The following is a 20,591-nucleotide window of genomic DNA, read 5'->3' as shown; positions in this document are numbered from 1 at the left end:
CGGATAATTACGGAAGGCGGTCGTCCGGGCTTGTCATCAAGCTGTAATCGCCCGGAGTTATAAATGCGGCCACATTTATTTCTCCGGAGATGCAGTAATGTCCGCCAACGCTTCCCTGCTTGTTGAACAACTCTGGCAACTCAAACGCCTGGTGGACCGGGGCGAGTGCGCCGACATTCAGTTTGTTCACCTGAACAACCTGTTGCGGGAACCCAACTATCGCGCCGACGTGCTGCGCCGGGCGGAGGCCTCCGGCTCCGAGAAAGTCCGTAAACTGGTCGGATCCATCCGCGACCAGGACTCCGGGATGCCCCTGATGGCCAATACCGGCCCGCAGTACATACCGGAGGCGGTCAAGTCAACACCACGCAAACGCCGTCACCTGATATGGCTGGCGCCGCTGGTGGCTGCTGGTGCTGCGGTATCGGTCGGGTTTACCGCACTGGAACCACAAACCATCCGGATCAGCGAAAACATCACCGCCCCGGCCACCTGGGAAGGCGGCAAGACCTACGTACTCGAAGACATAGTGTTCGTGGATAACACCACCCTGACCATCGAAGCCGGCGCCACCATCCTGGGTGAAAACGGCTCCGCGCTGATCGTAACCCGGGACAGCCAGCTGTTTTCCCGGGGCCGGCCAGGCCAGCCAGTGGTGTTCACCAGTGCCCGGCCAGAAGGTGCACGTAGCCGCGGTGACTGGGGCGGCGTGGTTCTGCTGGGTAATGCCCCGGTCAACCAGCCCTCCGCCCAGATCGAGGGTATACCCGCCAGCGATCAGCGGGGAAGTTTCGGTGGTCCCGACGCAACCGATAGCTGCGGGGTGGTGGAATACACCCGCATCGAGTTCGCAGGCTTCGAGGTCTACCAGAACAATGAACTCAACGGCCTGACCCTGGGTGGCTGCGGCAGCAATACCATCGTGCGCCATGTGCAGGTTCACCGTGCGCTGGATGACGGTATCGAGATGTTTGGCGGCACCGTGGACCTGAAGCACATCCTGGTGTCCGGCGCTGCAGACGACAGCATTGACTGGGACTGGGGCTGGCGGGGCCGGGTGCAGTTCGCGGTTATCCAGCAGCACGCCGATGTGGGCGACAACGCCTTTGAAGGGGACAATAACGGCGACCAGCACGAGACCACGCCCCGTTCAGAACCGGTATTCTACAACGTCACCCTTGCCGGTACCGGACATGGTGCGAAAGCCCATCGCGGCATGGTGCTGCGGGAAGGCACCGGCGGCCACTTCCACAACATGATCATCGACAGCTATGCCATGGAAGCCGTGGACACCCGGGATGAAGTCCGCGCCCTTGCCGCCGGAAAACAGCTCGTTTTCAGCGATAACATCATTGCCACCACCGGCACTATGGGCAGCCGTCAAGCGGAACAGGGAGCAGACGACGATGATTACGGCTTTGACGAAGAGGCCTGGCTCAGGAGCCCGGAGAACCGCAACCACCTCAGCATCAGCAGCGCCCTGCATCCGGCGGCTCGGCACCTGACCGCACCGGACTTCCGGCCCCGTATTCCCAGCCGGGACATGCCCGCCACTGCACCGCCCAAGAGCGAGTTCTTCGATGAGTCGGCCACCTTCTCTGGCGCCATCAACCCGAAGAACCCCGGCAGTTGGCTGGAGGGCTGGACCGCGTTCCCGGAATCCTGACCGGGAAAATTGTGTAGAATGCTCTCTTTTCGGTGACAGGACGTACACCCGTACACTCACGATCTGAAACCAGAGAGATACCATGAACGAGGTTATCGATTTACTGAAATCACACCGCTCGATCCGCAAGTTCACCGAGCAGAAGATTCCGCAGGAGACGTTCCTGGAGCTGATCCGTGCCGGTCAGAGTGCAGCCACGTCCAACCACGTGCAGGCCTATTCCATCATCCACGTGACCAGTCCGGAGAAGCGGGCGAAGATTGCCGAGCTGGCCGGCGGCCAGAAATACGTGGAAACCTGTTCCCACTTCCTGGTGTTCTGCGCCGATATGAAGCGCCCCACGGACTCCGCCGAGCGGGCCGGCGCCGAGGTCATCCGCGGCATGACCGAGCAGTTCCTAGTGGCCAGTGTGGATACCGCCCTGATGGCCCAGAATGTCGTAGTGGCCGCAGAATCCGAAGGCCTGGGCATCTGCTACATTGGCGGCATCCGTAACAACCCCGCCGAAATCAGCGATCTGCTGAAACTGCCTGAGCACGTCTACCCGGTGTTCGGTCTGTGCCTGGGCTACCCGGACCAGGACCCGGAGGTGAAACCCCGGCTGCCGGTGGAAAGTATCCTGATGGAAGACGAATACCGTGAAGACGCCGCCTCGGTGGACGGTTTCGATGATGTGATGCGCACCTACTATGGCGCACGCACCGGCGGCACCAAGGACACCAACTGGTCCGAGCAACTGAGCCCGTTGTTCAATGCCAAGCTGCGCCCACACATGCGGGAATTCCTGGTCAAGCGGGGCTTTGAACTGAAGTAAGCCGGCGTTCACCGCCAACAAAAAAGAGCCGCCGGGGTGACCCGAGGGCTCTTTTTGTGTTCAAGGCCCTGGCGAGACCTCGGGCCCCGCCATCCCGCCTTACTCGGTGGGCAGTTTATAGTCCTTGAAGTTCTCCCGCAGCTTGGCCTTCTGCAGCTTGCCGGTGGCACCGTGGGGCAGTTCGTCCACGAACACCACGTCGTCCGGCAACCACCACTTGGCCACCCGTTCCTCGAGGAACTGGAGCACCTCTTCCTTGGTGACTTCCGCGTCGGGTTCTTTCACTGCCACCAGCAGCGGGCGCTCCTGCCACTTCTCGTGGCGGATACCGATCACAGCCGCCTCTGCCAGCTTGGGATGGGCGATGGCTTCGTTTTCCAGGTCGATGGAGCTGATCCACTCGCCACCGGACTTGATCACATCTTTCACCCGATCCACGATTTCCATAAAGCCATCCGGCGAGATAACCGACACGTCGCCGGTATGGAACCAGCCGTCCGCATCGATGGCCTTCTTCGTGGCTTCCTCGTTTTCGTAGTAACCACTGATCACGGCGTTACCGCGAACCAGCAGCTCACCCTGGGACTCGCCGTCATGGGGCAGGTCGTTGCCTTCGGCGTCAACAATCTTCATTTCCACACCGAACATCAGACGGCCCTGGGTACCACGGAGTTTCAGTTCCTTCTCCCAGTCGCCACCACGCTGGCTCGGCCGCGGCGTGGCCACGGTGCCCAGCGGACTCATCTCGGTCATGCCCCAGCCCTGGATAGCCTCGACGTTATGCTTCTCCTTGAACTCCTGGATCATGGCCTTGGGCAGGGCCGAACCACCGATCAGGGTGCGTTTAAGGGTGCTGAAGGTCTCGCCCTTCTGGCGCTTGTGGGCCAGCAGCCCCAGCCATACGGTGGGTACGCCCCAGGCGTCAGTGACCTTCTCGTCCTCGATCAGGTTGGACAGGTTCTCACCGTCCAGTGCCGGCCCCGGGAACACCAGCTTCACGCCGGCGATCAGGCCAAAGTAGGGTGTGCCCCAGGCGTTGACGTGGAACATCGGTACCACCGGCAGGATGGTGGAGTTCTCGTCGATGGGCACCCCGGAAATGCTCAGCACAAAAAGGGCGTGGAGCACGTTGGAGCGATGGCTGTAGAGTACGCCTTTGGGGTTGCCTGTGGTGCCGGAGGTGTAGCACAGGGACGAGGCGGTGTTCTCGTCAAACTCCGGCCACTCGAACTGATCGGACTCGCCCTTGATCAGGGTCTCGTAGCAGTAAACCCGCGGCAGGCTGGTTTCCGGCATGTTGGCTTCATCGGTCATCACCACAAAGCCCTCCACATCCGGGAAGTGCTCGTAGAGCTTTTCCAGCAGCGGCAGGAAGGTCAGGTCCACGAAGATGAACTTGTCTTTCGCGTGGTTGACGATGTAGATCAGCTGGTCTGCCGGCAGGCGCGGGTTCATGGTGTGGCAAATGGCGCCCATACCGGAGCTGGCGTAATACACCTCCAGGTGCCGGTAGTTGTTCCAGGCGATGGTGCCAATCCGGTCTTCCTCGCTGGCACCCAGCTTTTTGAGGGCGTTGGCCAGCTGGCGGGTGCGCTGGGCCATCTCCGGATAGGTGTAGCGATGGATGCCTCCCTCGGTGGTACGGGAAACAATTTCCTGGTCCGGGTAGTTACCGGCAGCAAACTCCAGGATCTGGGAAATGAGCAGGGGGCGATTCATCATCAAGCCGTGCATGGCTTTTCTCCTTTATTCTTGTGCTCTGAGGGTGAATGTTATTACGGGCTGTTGTTATCGGTACGGATACGATATAGCGGTGGATTGGATGGAGGCAACCCGGATAATTGATTTTCTCAGCCATTGATGAACTTTTGGCCAACATCCAGGCTGGCAAGGTGACTTTGTCACTGTGTGCCCGTACCAGAGCGGCTATCTTTGAGGAAGGTAAACATTTCGAACAGAGGTAAGCGTCGTATGGAACAGGTGCACCCATCCAGGTTACAGAACTTTCCCATCTCGTGGTTTGCCATGGTGATGGGCCTCAGTGGTTTCACCATCGCCTGGCACCGGGCCGAAACCATCCTGGAACTGCCCTGGGGAATCAGCCCTGCACTGCTGGTCGTCACCATCGGGATTTTCGCCCTGCTGAGCCTGGCTTACCTGGCCAAGGCCCTCCGGTACTGGCCCCAGGTCAAGGGCGAGTTCGGGCACCCCATCAAGCTGAACTTCTTTCCCACCATTTCCATCGGGCTGATCCTGGTCAGCATTGCACTGCTCCCCTACAGTGAAGGGATATCGCTGGTGATATGGGCCCTGGGCACGGCCCTGCACCTGGCATTCACGCTCTACGTGCTGTCGGCCTGGATTCACCACACCCACTTTGAAATCAACCATATGAACCCGGCGTGGTTCATTCCCATTGTGGGTAACATCCTGGTGCCGATTGCCGGGGTGCACCACGCCTCGCCGGAGATCTCCTGGTTCTTCTTCAGTATCGGCCTGGTGTTCTGGCTGGTGTTACTGACCATCATCTTCTATCGGATGTTTTTCCATAACCCGCTGCCCGGAAAGCTGCTGCCAACACTGTTTATCCTGATCGCACCGCCGGCGGTGGGTTTCATTTCCTGGGTCCAGCTCACCGGGGCCCTGGACAGCTTCGCAAGGATTCTCTACTACACCGCGGCCTTCCTGACGCTGATGCTGCTGACCCAGGTACAACGGTTCCTGAAGCTGGAATTCTTCCTGTCCTGGTGGGCCTATTCGTTCCCTATGGCCGCTATCACCATCGCCACACTGCTGATGTATGCGCAGCTGCAGCTGCCATTCTTCCGCGGCCTGGCCATGGTTCTGCTTGGGTTGCTGTCGCTGCTGATCGCGGTACTGCTGTATCGCACCGGCATGGCAGTGGCACGGCGCGAGATCTGTATTGAGGAAGGATAGGACTCTTTCGAATCGGGCCTCAGCGTGAGGCCCGGATTCCACACTGCGCAACCTGACGACGCAGGTTATCCATTTCGCGGCTGGACGGCGCAAGCTTGTAAACCTTTACGATCCGCAGGAACCTGGCCACGTACTGGCAGCGGCCCGCAGGTGGCACCCACTGGTCCGGGCCCCGGGCGCCCTTGCTGCGATTGAGGCTGGCCTCCACCGGCATCAGGTTCACCGGATCATTGGCAAAGGCTTCACGGCGATCCCGGGACCAGTCACTGGCACCCCGCTCCCAGGCCCAGGCCAGCGGCACCACGTGATCGATATCCACGTCACCCGCGTTCTGCAGCACATTACCGGTGAACGGTGAAATCCAGCGGCCGGTGACCACCCGGCAACGGCGTTCGTCAGCAAACCGCACCCGGGTGGCGGAGGTGGCAATCAACGCCTCGGCCCGGCTGTCCTGGCAGTCGCCGTCCCGGTCGTCCCAGCCATGGCCGAACTCACTGCGCTGGTAACCCTTGCTGACCGGCTCGTTCCCCGACCGGCTGATGCCATCGGGCAAACGGCCACCCGCCGCCAGGCAGGCGTCGACATCCGGGTATGGGGTGAAGTCCCTGGTGCGTTCGTACCACGGGCTGTGTGGGGGATGACACAGGCCCGAGGAGGACTGCTTGATGGTGGCGACTGCATCCGCTGCCGGGATCAGCCCCAACAGGAATACCGCCACCAGGCTTCGACAACGAACTGAAACCATGGAGTTCCCAGATACAACAGGTAATTCGGAGGGCTAGCGGAGGGCAGCCCTCATCCTGGCGGGCATTCTACGGACGTGTTCGCCAGTCGTCACCTTACCGAACGCATTCTGTATCAGGTTTCAAACCACCAACCCGGAAGCATGGCCCGGTTGGCCGGCTGCAGGAAGCGGTCATCGATCAGCCAGATCACACCCTGGTCCTCCGGTGTGCGTATTACCCGCCCCGCCGCCTGGGCCACCTTCTGCAAGCCCGGGATGCGATAGGTGTAGTCGTACCCGGCGCCGAAGCGCTGCTCCAGCCGGTCCTTCAGGATGTCGTGCCACGGATCGAACGGTGGCAGCCCCAGGGTCGCCACGAAAGCGCCGATCAACTGATCCCCGGGCAGGTCGATGCCCTCGCTGAACACCCCACCGAGTACCGCAAAGGCGACCGCTGGCCGGGGCGACTGGAAACCCGCCAGGAAGTCCTGCCGCGCATGCTGGTCCATTCCGGGCAACTGCCGGCGCTGGGGCACGTCTGGCGCCTCGGTGGCCAGGGCATCCGCCACCTGCTTGAGGTAATCAAAGCTGCTGAAGAACGCCAGGTAGTGTCCAGGACGCTCGCGGAACTGCCGGGCAATCAGCGCTGCAATGGGGGAAAGGGATGCCTGCCGGTCCGGCTTGCGGGTGCTGATATGGGGCGTGAATTGCACCTGTAACTGATCCGCCCGGAACGGACTTGGCAGGGACGTGAAACGGGTATCCTCCGGCAGGCCCAGCAGGTCCCGATGGTAGACACCCGGCGTGAGGGTGGCGGAGAACAGCAGCACGGACGCCAGGCTGGCAAACCGCGGGGCGAGGTAATCTGCCGGCACCAGGTTCTGGATGGTGACACTGGCGCGCCCCCTGCCCGACCGGTGGAATTCGCACAGGGAGTGGTCGCCAAACTGCTCCGCCAGTTTCAGGAAGGCCACGCTTTCAAACAACAGTTCCTGCAGCGACAGGTCCGGTGGGTTGTCCGCCAGGTAGTCGGTAAGCCCCGATATCAAGCCCTGCAGGGCCGGGAGAAGACGGATCGGTAACTGCTCCAGGAAAACCGGCTGGGCACCGGCACCCTCCTGCTCCCGCACCAGCTCCTGCCAGGCCCGGGCGACGCGGTTCAGCGGACCTTTCAGAACCTTCGGGGCCCCTCGCTTCACCCGTAACAGCCGCTGCTGGTCCAGCCGCACCGAATACATGCCCCGGGCCCGGTCCACCAGGTTATGGGCCTCATCCACCAGCAGGCTGGCCCGCCACTGATTCTGCTGCACCAGGGCATGGAGCAGGGCTGACTGGTCAAACATCCGGTTAACGTCGGCAACAACCACATCGCACCAGCGGGCCATTTCCTGGGCCAGGAAATACGGGCAGATATCATGGCCAGCCGCGATGGTGGCCAGTCGTTCCCGGGTCAGGGGTTCGCGCACCTGTACTGCCTCTGCACGGGCCTCCGGCAGACGGTCGAAAAAGCCCCTTGCCAGGGGGCAGGAATCGCCGTGGCAGGCCTTGTCCGGGTGTTCGCAGGCATCGTCTTTCGAGACGAGCTCCAGGGTACGCAGGGGCCAGTGACCCGGTTCCTGCTGGGCCGCCCGCAAGGCTTTCACGGCGGACACCGCCAGCTGCCGGGCGGTATTGCGACAGGTGAGGTAGAACAGCCGGTCCTGCTTTGCCGTTGGCAGGGCCATCAGCGCCGGGAACAGGGTCCCCAGGGTCTTGCCCAGTCCGGTGGGTGCTTCCAGCAACAGGCGACGGGATTGCACGGCATTGCGGTAGACGGTCTCCGCCAGCTGCCGCTGCCCGGCGCGGAAATCCGGGAAGGGAAAGCGCAGGCTGGCCAGGTGCTCGTCCCGTTGCTCGCGGTGACGCTCCTCCTGCTCGGCCCAGTCCCTGAAGGCGTTGCACAGGGCTTCCAGCTCCTGCCAGAGTTCCTCTGCCGTGGCGGTTTCCGTAACTGCCGACTCCTTGTCCCGGACCGTATCGTAATAGACCAGTGACAGCTCGAGCTTTTGGCGGCCCTCCTGGCGACAAAGTAACGCCCCATAAGCCCGCAACTGCGCCCGGTGAAGGGCACGCTGGTGCTCCCGAATGCGCGACAGGTCACCCCGGTGGGTCTTGATCTCCTCCAGCAACCCCTTGTGCAGGTTGTAGAGGTCCGCGCGACCGGAGAGTTGCAAACCCTGGCACTCACCGGTCAGCAGGTACTCACTCTCGTAGCCATACCCTCGCCGGGCCTGCACTGACTGATGACCGGCGATACCCTCCTCCGCCGTGGGGGCCGGTGTATAGCGGAAATCCAGGTCGCCCTTGCGGGCCGCAAATTCACAAAGAGTACGTACGGCGACTTTCATAGGGAGGGATCGAGGACAGACTCAGAGGCGTCCTGCCAGCGCACGTAGCAAACCCGTGCGGCAATGCCCTGCTGCGCGAAGAAGGCCAGCCACCGGCGCTGATGATCCTGTAGCCGGTCGCCGGGACCTTTAACTTCAATCATCTCGTAGCGCTGACCAGGGTCTTTCTCGTGCGGCATAAAGCGGATCAGGTCCGGGAAGCCACTGCGATGTTCCTTCAGGTTATTCAGAAGGCGGCGGAACAGCGCTTGCAGATGACGGGCCGGCATGCAGTCAAGGGCCAGTTCCAGCAGGTCGCCGGTCACCACGTGCCAGTTCACGAAGGGATTGGCCAGGCCCTGCTTGCGTTGGTAGGTATCGACAATCATCCGCCTGTAGCCATCGCCCTCAAGGTTTGCCAGGGCCGTATCAAGCAACTCCCGGCGCCGGGGCACGAAATCCTCCCGGGTCAGGTCCGCCGGCCCCACATGGAAAGGGTGAAAGAAGGCTCCGGGCACCGGCGCGAAGATCACATCCCAGCACAGCAACCCGAACAGGGCATTGATCAGGGTATTTTCTACATAGAATACCGGCTGGTGATCCTGCCAAAGATGCTGCTGTACGGCCAGCTCTACCGGGGCGCCGGTGAAGGGTACTGTTATAAGGAACTCGTCAGGGGCCGGCGCTTGCGCCATGGTTGGCATCGGCTCGCCCACCTTGCGGGCCAGCCGTTTCAGGATTCGCGCCAGGCCCTGGACTTCGGCGTCGCTGAGTTCCCCGGTTTGCCACTGGTCAGCGATGGTCCAGGCTTCCTCAAACCGTTTCATTCGCTCCAGCAGACGTAACTGCTTGAGCCGGGCTTCCCGGTGACCGCTTTGTGTCAGCGCTGCCAGGGCCAGCTCCCGGTTGCCCTGGCGCTCCGCCTGGCGGCCAAGCTCCAGCAACAGCCGGTCCCGGCGACTGGTGAGCCAGGAGTTTTCCGTGGCTGCAGGCACCTGCAGCCACACATCCTCAGCGGCCCGGCCCTCATCCAGCCACTCACGGCAGTGATGCATGGTGAGGTAGCAATCCACGTCTTCCCGCCGCTGGAATGCCCGGGATTCCGGTGTGAAGGGCACCTCTTCGTATTGCTGGTAGCCCAACTCAACCAGTACAAAGTCCGACCAGCTCTGACGCAGGTTGCCAAAGAACATCAGGCGGATGCGGTCAAACAGGGCCATATGCCCCAGCCGCACCAGGTCGTTGCCCTGCTCCGGCAGCCAGTCGGCGAGGTCAATCTCGTCCAGGTGGTCCGCCAGTAACGCCTTCATACGCCCCTTGGGCATGGCAGGGGAATGGCCGAGATCCGTCAGCCGGTCTGCCAGGGCCGGGCGCAACTCCGCCAGGGTGAACAGGCGAAACAACTCATCGATGGTGACCCACTCTACTGATTTCACCCAGCCCGTTGACAGCAGCTCGGCCAGGCCCACCGACTCCGGTTCCGGCAGCTCGGGATAACGCAATTTGCCAGCCCGGAAAAGCTCGCCCGTACGCATCACCATGCGGGTCAGCAAGGCCCGGGCCGACACCGAAAGCCGGCCGAATCCGTCCAGGCGCCCGCGTTCTTCAGCGGTCAGCAGGTCGCCATGGTGATGGCGTACCCAGTTCACCACGGTTTCCATGTTTTCCAGGTAGTACAGGGGATTATCCAGGTCCGCTGCCCGCAGGCGCTGACCGGGAGATTCAGAGGGGCTCATCGATGACGGGAACGACCTGTAGGGAATGGCATCAATCAACAACTCTACGACGGACGGAGGCCCGCCTCAAGCTGAACACCGGGCCTGTAATACTTCAGATACCCATATCGACCGGCAGCAGCCGGACACCGCCCACTTTCCAGCCTTGTTCCACAGGCACCATCCGGTAATAGGCGTCCCAAAGGCGACCCTCGGGGCCCTGCAGGCGAACGACCTGGATATCGAAGTGATCATGGGGCACCCGCTGCCGAAAGCGGATCGCGGTCGCACGGTGGACCGGGGGGTAGACCAGCCGCACCATCCGCAGGAAGGTTTCCGGCGAGCGGAAGCGGCGCTGTATGCCCTCAGATGCCTGTTCCCAGGCGGCAAGCTCATCATCGTTGGCAAAGGCTTCGATCTGGGTGAGGATCACATCCTGGATGGCATCGTCCGCTTCATCGGCCAGGGGTGACACGGAGATCACCGCCAGTAGCCCGGTCAACACCAACAGGACTGGCAGTCCAACCCGCGCGCGCTGTCGTTTGTCCATCAGGTGACCCTCCGCTTTGGATCGTTTACGGATGTACGCGCAGTGCCCCTGACCGGATGGCAAGAATGAACACTTTTTGACCAATTATAGACCGGAACTTACCGTCGTATGCGACCGGGGTTGTCGCGCGGGCCATGGACAATCACATCGGCAATCCGCTGCCAGTTGCGGTAACCTTTGTGGCAGCATTCCGAACCACCCGACCGGGAGTACCATGACCGATCACGCCAGCATCCAGCCAGGCTTCCATGCCATTCACGCCAACCACCTGGAAGACCTGCGCCGGGCCGTGGTTTACCTGTGTCGGCAGACTCCCATGCCGCCGCTGGAGAACGAAACCTTCCTGGTCCAGAGTAACGGCATCGCCCAGTGGCTGAAGCTGGCACTGGCGGAGAAGGCCACCAAGGACGGCACCGACGGCGGCCTCGGCATTGCGGCCGGCATGGACTTCCTGTTCCCGGCCCGTTTTATCTGGCAGGCCTACCGGGCCGTGTTGCCGGAGGGCGAGGTACCGGAAACCTCGCCCTTCGACAAGCGCCGGCTGGTCTGGCGCCTCTACCGGCTGCTGCCGGAACTGGTCAGCGACGATGACGCCTTCCTGCCCCTGGGCCGGTTCCTGGAAGGCAGCGACCCGGACCTGCGGGCGTTCCAGCTGGCGGAGAAGGTGGCGGATCTGTTCGACCAGTACCAGGTATTCCGGGCCGACTGGCTCAGCGCCTGGGAGCAGGGCCGGGAAATCATGATCACCGCCCGCGGAGAAGAAAAGCCGCTGGATGCGGAAACCCTATGGCAGCCACGACTCTGGCAGGCCCTGGTGCAGGATGTGGACGCGCTGTCCCACACCAGCCGCTCCCGTATTCACACCCGCTTTATGGATCTGGGCCAGCAGTCGTCCGAGCTGTCGAATCCGCATCGTCTACCGAAGCGCATCGTGGTGTTCGGGGTCTCATCCCTGCCCCGCCAGGCGCTGGAAGCGCTCCATGTGCTCAGCCGCTTCAGCCAGGTGGTGCTGTGTGTTCACAACCCCAGCCAGTACTACTGGGCGGACATTATCAGCGACCGCGACCTGCTCAACGCCCAGCGCCGCCGGGGCCGCCTGCACCCCACCCTGTCCGCGGCCGACCCGGACCAGTTGCATCAGCACGCCAACCCGTTGCTGGCCGCCTGGGGAAAGCAGGGCCGGGACTATATCCGGCTGCTGGACGAGTTCGATAACCCGGAGGAGTATGGCGAGCGCTTCCGCACCCCGGATAACCGGATCGACATCTTCTCCGACCACGGCGCCCCGGAAGCTCCTCAACTACTGCATCAGTTGCAGAACGACATCTACAACCTGACACCGCTGCAGGAAATCCGTGCACAGCAGCGGACCCTGAACCCGGCCACGGACCGCTCCCTGGCCTTCCACGATGCCCACAGCCCCCAGCGGGAGGTGGAGATCCTCCACGACCAGCTGCTGGCCGCCTTCAACGCCGATACGTCCCTGCGCCCCCGCGACGTGATCGTGATGGTGCCGGACATCAACGTCTACGCGCCCCATATCCAGGCGGTGTTTGGCCGCCATGCCCCCGGCAACACCCGGCACATTCCCTTTACCATTTCCGACCAGGGCCAGCGTCACCATGAGCCGGTGCTGATTGCCCTGGAAACGCTGATGGGACTGCCCCGCAGCCGCTTTGCCGTCAGCGAGATCCTCAGCCTGCTGGAAGTGCCCGGCATCCGCCAGCGCTTTGGCATCACCGAAGAGGACATCCCCCTGGCCCGGCGCTGGGTGGAAGGCGCCAACATCCGCTGGGGCCTGCATCGCCAGCAGCGTGAAAGCCTGGAGCTGCCCGGAGACCTGGCCCGCAACACCTGGCAGTCCGGGCTTCGCGCCATGCTGCTGGGTTACGGCATGGGGGACGACGAACCCTGGTCCGGTGTGGAGCCCTACGCCGAGGTCGGCGGCCTTCAGGCAGACCTGGCCGGGCGGCTGTCCGACTTTGTGGGGCAGCTGGAGAATCTCTGGCAGGAACTGCTGACGCCCCGCACCCCGGAACAGTGGGAAGCCCTGTTCTCCGATATGCTGGGACATTTCTTCCAGGACCTCGAAGGCCACGACCTGTTGTTGCTCAACCGCTTCCGGCGGCACCTGGAACAGTGGCTGGACGACGCCCTGGCCGCCGGCCTCGCCGAGACACAGCTACCCCTCAATATCGTCAAGGACGTGCTGCTGGAAGGCCTTGACGAAAGTGGCCTGAACCAGCGTTTCCTGGCTGGCAAGGTCAACTTTGCCACCCTGATGCCCATGCGGGCCATTCCCTTCCGGGTGGTGTGCCTGCTGGGCATGAACGACGGTGACTACCCCCGTTCCCGGCCTCCGGTGGATTTCGACCTGATGGCCAACGACTACCGCCCGGGGGATCGCTCCCGGCGGGAAGACGACCGCTACCTGTTCCTGGAGGCCCTGCTGTCCGCCCGGGAGCAACTCTACATCAGCTGGGTGGGCCGCAGTATCCGGGACGACTCCGAGCGGCCACCATCGGTACTTGTCAGCCAGCTGCAGGACCACCTGGACAGTCTCTGGCGGGTCGAAGGTAAGCTGGACAAACCAGTGACGGCTGCCCTCACCACCTGCCATCCGCTACAGCCATTCAGCCGGTCCTATTTCCCACAGGCCAACGGCCAGCAACCGGAACCGGACAGCCCGCCCCGCCCGCTGGCCGAGATCCTGCGGGAGCGGAACCTGTTCACCTACGAGCAGGAGTGGCGGAGCGCCCATGGCATCGAAGCCACCGACACTACGGATGACAGCGCCCTGTCCTGGCAGCCACCGGAGGAACCCCTGACCTTCGCGGAACTGGCCAACTTCCTCAAGCGGCCGGTGGAAACCTTCTTCCAGCGCCGGTTGCAGGTGCGCTTTGAAGGCGTCGAAGACGACGATACCGACAACGAGAATTTCGACCTGGACGGCCTGGATCGCTGGCGTCTGGACCAGGAACTGATCAGCGAGGCCGTCCTCAAGTCCGGCGATGAGCAGGAACTGCACCAGCGCATCCAAACCACCCTGGACCGCATGGCCCGTCGTGGCGACCTGGGCATGGGGCTGACCGAACACCGCTTGCGGGAAGACCTGGCAGAACGACTGCCGGACCTCCACCAGCGCTACCAGCACGCCTTGCTGGAATGGCCGGAAGCGCTGCCGGAGCCGGTCACCTTCCAGCACGGTTTCAGCAATGCCACGGGCTCGGTGGAAGTGCTCGATCTGATCGACGGTTTGCGCCGCAACCCGGAAGGCCAGCTATGCCGGCTGGTGGTCTCCCGTTCCAGCCTGCTATCCGGTTCCGGTAGCCAGAAGAAAGTCCGCTACGCCAACCTGATGGCGGACTGGGTGGTCCACCTGGCCGGCCAGCTCACGGACCAACCCTTCCAGACCCTGATACTGGGCAAGGAGGAAGGCCGAGGCTTTACCTTCGCACCCCTGCCCGCGGAACAGGCCCGCCAGCACCTGGACGCTATCCTTGCCGGCTGGATGCAGGCCACCACCCGCGCGCTGCCGCTGCATTGCGAAGCGGCCTTCGCCTGGATCTACAGCTTCTACCAGAGCAAGAAATACCGGGGCGACCACGACAAGGCCATCGAAGACGCCAGTACCGCTTTCGACACCGCCCTCGGACGGGACCCGGGTTATCTTCGCCGGGCCTTTGACGCCCCGGAAGCACTGGTCAACGAGGCCTTTGAAGGCCTGCTGCACCAGCTCTACCTGCCCCTGTGGGAAGCCGAGCAGGGCAAGTCCGCCAGTGAACAGATCGAGGGCCAGTCATGACCCGTAGCGCCACCCTTAACCCCCTTGCCCTGCCCCTGAACGGCAGCACCCTGATCGAGGCCAGCGCCGGCACCGGCAAGACCTTTACCATTGCCATTCTCTATGTGCGCCTGGTGCTGGGCCATGGTCAGCCGGAGGGCAGCCCCCTCGGCAAGGGGATTGATCCCCCCAACCTGCTGGTGGTCACCTTCACCGAGGCCGCCACCAAGGAATTGCGGGACCGGATCCGTGCGCGGCTGACCCAGGCGGCAGAGGTGTTTTCCGACAACCCGGATGACCCCAACCCGCCCGCCGAGACCGCCCTGATCTACCAATGCGGGACCAGGATTACCCGGATCCGGCCACCTGGCCTGAATGCCGCAAGCGTCTGTTGCTGGCGGCGGAATGGATGGACGAGGCCGCCGTGTCCACCATCCACGGCTGGTGTAACCGCATGCTCAGCGAGCATGCCTTCGACAGCGGCAGCCTGTTCCGGATCAGCCTGGAGACGGATCAGAGCGAACTGCTGGATGAGGTGGTACGGGACTACTGGCGAACCTTCGCCTATCCGCTCCCTGCAGAGCTGATGGAGGAACTGCTGGATCACTGGAAGACCCCGTCGGACCTCCGCAAGGCCGTGCGCAACCTGCTGTCTGAAAAACCACCCGCGCCCTCCGGCAACATCCATAATGCCATCGACGCCGCCGTCCGCGAACGGAAGGAGGGAGCGGACGCCCTCAAGTCCCTGCCATGGAGCCAGTGGCAAACCGAAGTGGAAGACCTGCTCAAGGGTCTGGGCAAGAACCTCAATGGCAACAGCCGCAACGCCATGCTCAGGGCCTGGCCTAACCTGCTGCAATGGGCCGGGGACGACACCCTGCTGCCGGAAGGACTGGAGAAGGCGGGGTTTCAGAACCAGACTCCGGAGGGCCTTGCCAGCAAGGTAAAAGGCGAGGTACCCCACCACCCGGCCTTTGACGCCATTGCCGAACTGATGGACTTCAGCACCAACCTGCCCAATGCCCGAGCTGACATCCTGCGCCACGCCAGCGGCTGGATCGGTACCCGACTGGAAGCGGAAAAACAGCAACGGGCCGAGATGGGCTTCGATGATCTGCTGACCCGCCTGGATGAGGCGCTCAACGGCCCCCGTGGTCCGCAACTGGCGGCCACCATCCGTCGCCAGTTCCCGGTCGCGCTGATCGACGAATTCCAGGACACAGACCCGGTGCAGTACCGCATCTTCGACCGTATCTACCGGGTTGCCGACAACGACCCGGCCACCTGCCTGCTGATGATCGGTGACCCCAAGCAGGCCATCTATGGCTTCCGGGGGGCGGATATCTACACCTACCTGGAGGCCCGCCAGGGCGTTCAGGACCGCACCTGGACCCTGGGCCGCAACTTTCGCTCCTCCGACGCCATGGTGGCGGCGGTGAACCGGGTGTTCCAGCACGGCGACCAGCAGGCCCGGGACGGTGCCTTCCTGTTCGGCAAGGGTGACAACACGCCACTGCCCTTCCAGCCGGTGGCGGCCAACGGCACCAAACGCCAGTGGACGGTTAACGGTCAGGCTCGGCCCAGTCTCACCCTCTGGACCCTGGAGAGCGACGAAGAAAACAAACAGGGTGAGGCGATCACCCTCGCCAAGGGCCGCGCCACCGAACAGGTGGCCGACACCTGCGCCAGCGAGGTGGCAAAACTGCTGACGGCCGGTCAGCAGGGCCAGGCCGGGTTCGCCAAAGTGGAAGACCCGGCGGACGTGCAGCCGGTGCAGCCGGGAGACATCGCCATCCTGGTGAACAATCGCAACGAGGCCGCCGCCGTACGGGATGCCCTGCGCCAACGCCGGATCCGCAGCGTGTACCTGTCGGACCGGGACTCGGTACTCACTTCCCCGGAAGCGGCGGAAATCCTGTGCTGGCTCAAGGCCTTTGCCGAACCCCGGCAACTGCCCCTGGCCCGCACGGCCCTGTCGACGCCAACCCTGGCCCTGCCCTGGCACTACCTCGACCAGCTACTGACCGACGAGATTGCCCTTGAGCGGGAAATCGACCGCTTTATTGGCTATCACCAGCAGTGGCAAAGCCAGGGCATACTGCCCACCCTGCGCCGCTTCCTGATGGATTTCGAGGTGCCTGGCCGGCTGCTGCAACGGCCCGACGGGGAGCGACGCCTCACCGATATCCTGCACATTGCCGAGCTGCTGCAGCAGGACAGCCTGCAACTGGATGGCGAGCACGCCCTGGTGCACCACTACACCCAGGTCCTGCGGGCCGCCGATGAGGAGGACGAACACCGCACACTGCGCCTGGAAAGCGATGCGGGGCTGGTGAAGGTGATCACCGTGCACAAGTCCAAGGGTCTGGAATACCCACTGGTGTTCCTGCCTTTCGGCACCGCCTTCCGGGCCGAGAACGAGAAACAGGCCTTCGTACGCTACCACGACAATCAGGGGCGCCTGGTCACCATCTTCGATCCGGAGCCAGAGGATGTCGCCCGGGCTGACCGGGAACGGCTGGGAGAGGATATCCGCAAGCTTTACGTGGCCCTGACCCGCGCCCGCCACGCCACCTGGGTGGGTGCTGCGGCCATTCCGGACTGGCACAAGAGCGGGCTGGGATACCTGCTTGACGGTGTGGGCGAAGCCGACGGCGAACTGACCCGCTGCCTGCAGGCCCTGGCCGGGGACGAAGCCGCTATCACCGTCACTCCACTCCCGGCAGCCGAGGCCCTGGAATACCAGGAACCGGCACCGGAAAGCCTGGGCCCGGCACTGGTCTCCCACCGGCAGGCCCGGGAGGACTGGTGGATCGCCAGTTACTCCTCCATCGAGTACACCGCGCTCTCCGGCACGGGTATCGCCTTTGTGGACGAGGCGGAGAACGCCGAGGCCCAGAACCTGATGGAAGAAAGTCGCCAGCAGGAAGGCGAAGACACCTATCGCCCGGCCGCCACCGGGCCCCACCAGTTCCCCAGGGGCGCCGGGCCCGGCACCTTCCTGCACGAGGTTCTGGAGTGGTGCACCGGCCAGGGTATGGCTACCGTTGCCGCCAACCCGGACCGGCTACGGGACCAGCTTGCCCGCCGCTGCCGGGTGAGGGGCTGGGGTGACTGGGTGGAGCCGCTCACCGACTGGCTGGTGAAGGTGCTGACGACGCCCCTCCCCCTGGACCGTGATGGCGAGCAGACCGCCACCCTCGCCGAACTCACAAATCCTCGCCCTGAGCTGGAGTTCTGGTTCGAGAGCCGCAACGTCCCGACCGGCCGACTGGATGACCTGGTCACCAACCAGACCCTGAACGGCGCTGATCGCCCCCGGGTGGAGAAGCAACAGTTCAATGGCATGATCAAGGGTTTTATTGACCTGGTATTCGAGCATCAGGGGCGCTATTACGTGCTGGACTACAAGTCCAACACCCTGGGTGACGACGACCTGGCCTACACCCGCCAGGCCATGGGGGAAGCCATCCTGGAGAAGCGCTACGACCTGCAATATGTGCTCTACCTGCTGGCCCTGCACCGACTGCTCAAGGCCCGGCTGCCGGGCTACGACTATGACATCCATATGGGCGGCGCGGTCTACCTGTTTCTGCGGGGTATCGACGGCCCCGCCAGCGGTGCCTTCGCCGACAAGCCACCGAAGGACCTGGTCGAGACCCTGGACGCCCTGTTCGACGGCGACCTCAGCCGGGAGGTAGCAGCATGAGCCGCAAACAGAACCACGACCAGCAGTTCTCGCTGGACCTGAACGAAGCGCCTGCCAGCGAAGTACAACAGGCTTCGCGAGCCGCTGATGTGTCGCCGGCACCAGTGGATGCGGCAACGCCCTTCTCGGGGCTCGCTCAGATGGAAGAGCTGCTGACACAGTGGCAGGAAGCCGGCTGGGTCCGCCCCCTGGACCGGGAATTCGCCAGGCTGATTCGCACCCTTTGCCAGGAGCAGGGGGAGCAGCCGGAACCCTTGCTGATCCTGCTGGCGGCCCTTGCGTCACACCAGGTGGGCCGCGGCCATGTGTGTGTCCATCTGAACACCCTGCTGGAAGAGCCCGCCCGCACCCTGGCCCTGCCCCCGGAGGAGGCCGCCGGCACCGGGCCAGAGCCAACGCCCTTGCCCACCCCCGCGGACCTGATGGCCCGTTTTGCCCCAGAGGATTGTTACCAGGTACTGGAGAACTCCCTTGCCGTCAGCGACGGCAGCCAGTCCACGCCGCTGGTGCTGGACAGCGGCCGCCTCTACCTGCGTCGGTTCTGGCGCTATGAACAACGTATTGCCGAAAGCATCCGCCAACGCCTGGAGCAGCCGTCAGACCTGGACGACCCCGCCTTACCGCAGGGCGAGACGCTTCGCCAGGCTCTGGGCGAACTGTTCCGGCCCCAGCCCGAAGTGGACTACCAGAAGCTGGCCTGCGCCCTGGCCGCCCGCAACCGCTTTGCGGTCATCACCGGCGGACCGGGCACAGGCAAGACCACCACCGTGGTGAACCTGCTGGCCGCACTGCAAGCTGTCGCCGGCACCAGCCCACAGCGTCAGGCCCGAAAATACCGTATACGCCTCGCCGCACCCACCGGCAAGGCCGCTGCACGACTGAACGAATCCATCGGCGGTGCGGTCAGTCGCCTGCCGCTGGCAGCGTTACCAGGCAATGTGCAACAGGCCGATATTCCCACCCGGGTCACCACCCTGCACCGGCTGCTGGGCAGCCGCCCGGACTCCCGGCAGTTCCGCCATCACCGGGACAATCCGCTACTGGTGGATATACTGGTCATAGACGAAGCCTCCATGGTAGATGTGGACCTGATGGCCTCGGTGATGGATGCCCTGCCCGCCAGCGCCCATCTCATCCTGCTGGGGGACAAGGATCAACTGGCGTCAGTAGACGCCGGTGCGGTTCTGGGGGAACTCTGCCGACGCGCCCTGGCCGCTCACTACACCCCTGAGACGGCGGAATGGTTGGCCGCCCTGACCGGCGACCGCGTACCGGAAACGCTGGTGGACAATGCCGGCCAGCCCATGGACCAGGCCGTGGCCATGCTCCGCAAGAGCTACCGGTTCACCGAGGACAGCGGCATCCGCCAACTGGCCCAGGCGGTCAACTCCAACACACTGCACAGAAACACCCTGGCCGGCCTGGGTCGGGGTGAATTCAACGACGTGACCATGCTGCCCTGCGGCCCGACCCCGGAAGATACCCGGGCACTGATCTGCCGGCACGCGCTCACCGGTAGCCCGGAAGCCTTCAGCAACCAGGGACTCGGTCGCACCCTGAACGGTCAGGCACTGCCACCGCCAGTGGGCTACCAGCACTATCTCAACCTGATGCAGGACCACGACCTGGACGCCGACAGCCTCCGGGAGGACTGGGACCAGCTCGCCCGGCAGGTACTGTCGGCTTTCGGCGACTTCCAGGTGCTCTGCGCCCTGCGTCAGGGCCCCTGGGGTGTGGAAGGCCTGAATGACCTGATCGCCCGCGAACTGACCGCACGCGGCCTGATTCCGAAAGCCGAGGGCTGGTACCGGGGACGACCTGTGTTGGTGACCGGCAACGACTACAACCTGGGCCTGATGAACGGCGACATCGGCATCACCTTCAGCCTGCCCTGGGGCCAGCACGAAAACGGTCAGCCCTGCGAGACACTCCGGGTCGCCTTCCCTGCCAGCGATGGCAGTAACGACATCCGCTGGATCTCCCCCAGCCGTCTTCAGCACCTGGAAACCGTGTTTGCCATGACCGTCCACAAGTCACAGGGCTCGGAGTTCAACCACACGTGCCTGATCCTGCCAGACCGCCTCAGCCCGGTAATGACCCGGGAGCTGGTCTACACCGGCATCACCCGCGCCCGCAACTGGTTCAGTCTGATCGCCGGAGACGAAACGGTGCTGCTGGAGAGTGTGGCGCAACAGGTGGTGCGGGCTTCGGGGCTGGCGGAGAGACTGTGGTGCTGAACTGGACGGCTTTACCCTCTGCAGGGGGTAAACGCGGCTTTATCCCCTGCAGAGGATAACTGTGAGAACCATACCAGCGGTCCTAACCG

10 protein-coding genes and 1 pseudogene are annotated in these 20,591 nt (G+C 63.5%); 6 read left to right on the top strand and 5 right to left on the bottom strand.

The features are described from left to right. Nucleotides 1-97 precede the first annotated feature (97 nt). Nucleotides 98-1,666, top strand: a complete 1,569-nt coding sequence (locus LJ360_RS02115) for a hypothetical protein (RefSeq protein ID WP_264995104.1) — start codon at nucleotides 98-100, stop codon at nucleotides 1,664-1,666. 82 nt (nucleotides 1,667-1,748) lie between these two features. Beyond that, nucleotides 1,749-2,480: an oxygen-insensitive NADPH nitroreductase gene (gene nfsA, locus LJ360_RS02110; protein WP_091848831.1), complete on the top strand. Its 732-nt coding sequence runs from the start codon at nucleotides 1,749-1,751 to the stop codon at nucleotides 2,478-2,480. Between the two features lie 99 nt (nucleotides 2,481-2,579). Here the strand turns inward: nfsA and LJ360_RS02105 are convergent, their stop codons facing one another. Next, entirely contained in the window at nucleotides 2,580-4,214 is a 1,635-nt protein-coding gene (locus LJ360_RS02105; protein WP_091848832.1) for a long-chain-fatty-acid--CoA ligase, read from the bottom strand. A 237-nt stretch (nucleotides 4,215-4,451) separates the two neighbouring features. Between LJ360_RS02105 and LJ360_RS02100 the strand changes: the two genes are divergently transcribed. Continuing rightward, a complete protein-coding gene (locus LJ360_RS02100) occupies nucleotides 4,452-5,417 on the top strand; it encodes an SLAC1 anion channel family protein (protein ID WP_264995103.1) in 966 nt (321 codons plus the stop codon). A 19-nt stretch (nucleotides 5,418-5,436) separates the two neighbouring features. Here the strand turns inward: LJ360_RS02100 and LJ360_RS02095 are convergent, their stop codons facing one another. The 4 genes from LJ360_RS02095 to LJ360_RS02080 form a co-directional block, all read right to left on the bottom strand. Continuing rightward, nucleotides 5,437-6,162 carry an HNH endonuclease family protein gene (locus tag LJ360_RS02095; RefSeq protein ID WP_091848834.1) on the bottom strand — a complete coding sequence of 242 codons (726 nt, stop codon included), beginning with the start codon at nucleotides 6,160-6,162 and terminating at the stop codon, nucleotides 5,437-5,439. Between the two features lie 113 nt (nucleotides 6,163-6,275). Next, nucleotides 6,276-8,528 carry an ATP-dependent DNA helicase gene (locus LJ360_RS02090; RefSeq protein WP_091848835.1) on the bottom strand — a complete coding sequence of 751 codons (2,253 nt, stop codon included), beginning with the start codon at nucleotides 8,526-8,528 and terminating at the stop codon, nucleotides 6,276-6,278. Continuing rightward, nucleotides 8,525-10,243 (bottom strand): VRR-NUC domain-containing protein, encoded by a 1,719-nt coding sequence (locus LJ360_RS02085; RefSeq protein ID WP_091848836.1) that lies wholly within the window; start codon nucleotides 10,241-10,243, stop codon nucleotides 8,525-8,527. The genes LJ360_RS02090 and LJ360_RS02085 overlap by 4 nt, the downstream gene beginning before the upstream one ends. A 94-nt stretch (nucleotides 10,244-10,337) precedes the next feature. After that, nucleotides 10,338-10,772 (bottom strand): DUF4864 domain-containing protein, encoded by a 435-nt coding sequence (locus LJ360_RS02080; RefSeq protein ID WP_091848837.1) that lies wholly within the window; start codon nucleotides 10,770-10,772, stop codon nucleotides 10,338-10,340. Between the two features lie 214 nt (nucleotides 10,773-10,986). On the opposite strand from LJ360_RS02080, the gene recC reads away from it, so the two are divergent. The 3 genes and pseudogenes from recC (at nucleotide 10,987) to recD (ending at nucleotide 20,502) form a co-directional block, all read left to right on the top strand. Next, entirely contained in the window at nucleotides 10,987-14,577 is a 3,591-nt protein-coding gene (gene recC / locus LJ360_RS02075) for an exodeoxyribonuclease V subunit gamma (protein WP_091848838.1), read from the top strand. Next, nucleotides 14,574-18,265, top strand: a pseudogene (gene recB, locus LJ360_RS02070) (exodeoxyribonuclease V subunit beta). The gene recC and the pseudogene recB overlap by 4 nt, the downstream one beginning before the upstream one ends. Beyond that, nucleotides 18,262-20,502 (top strand): exodeoxyribonuclease V subunit alpha, encoded by a 2,241-nt coding sequence (recD, locus tag LJ360_RS02065; protein WP_091848840.1) that lies wholly within the window; start codon nucleotides 18,262-18,264, stop codon nucleotides 20,500-20,502. Before recB ends, recD begins: the two are co-directional and overlap by 4 nt. Nucleotides 20,503-20,591: the final 89 nt, after the last annotated feature.

The sequence above is a fragment of the Marinobacter sp. AN1 genome (genome assembly GCF_026013985.1).
Classification (GTDB): Bacteria; Pseudomonadota; Gammaproteobacteria; order Pseudomonadales; family Oleiphilaceae; genus Marinobacter; species Marinobacter segnicrescens.
The sequence above is the reverse complement of the archived record's forward strand: the minus strand, read 5'-3'. Positions and strand labels throughout refer to the sequence as shown.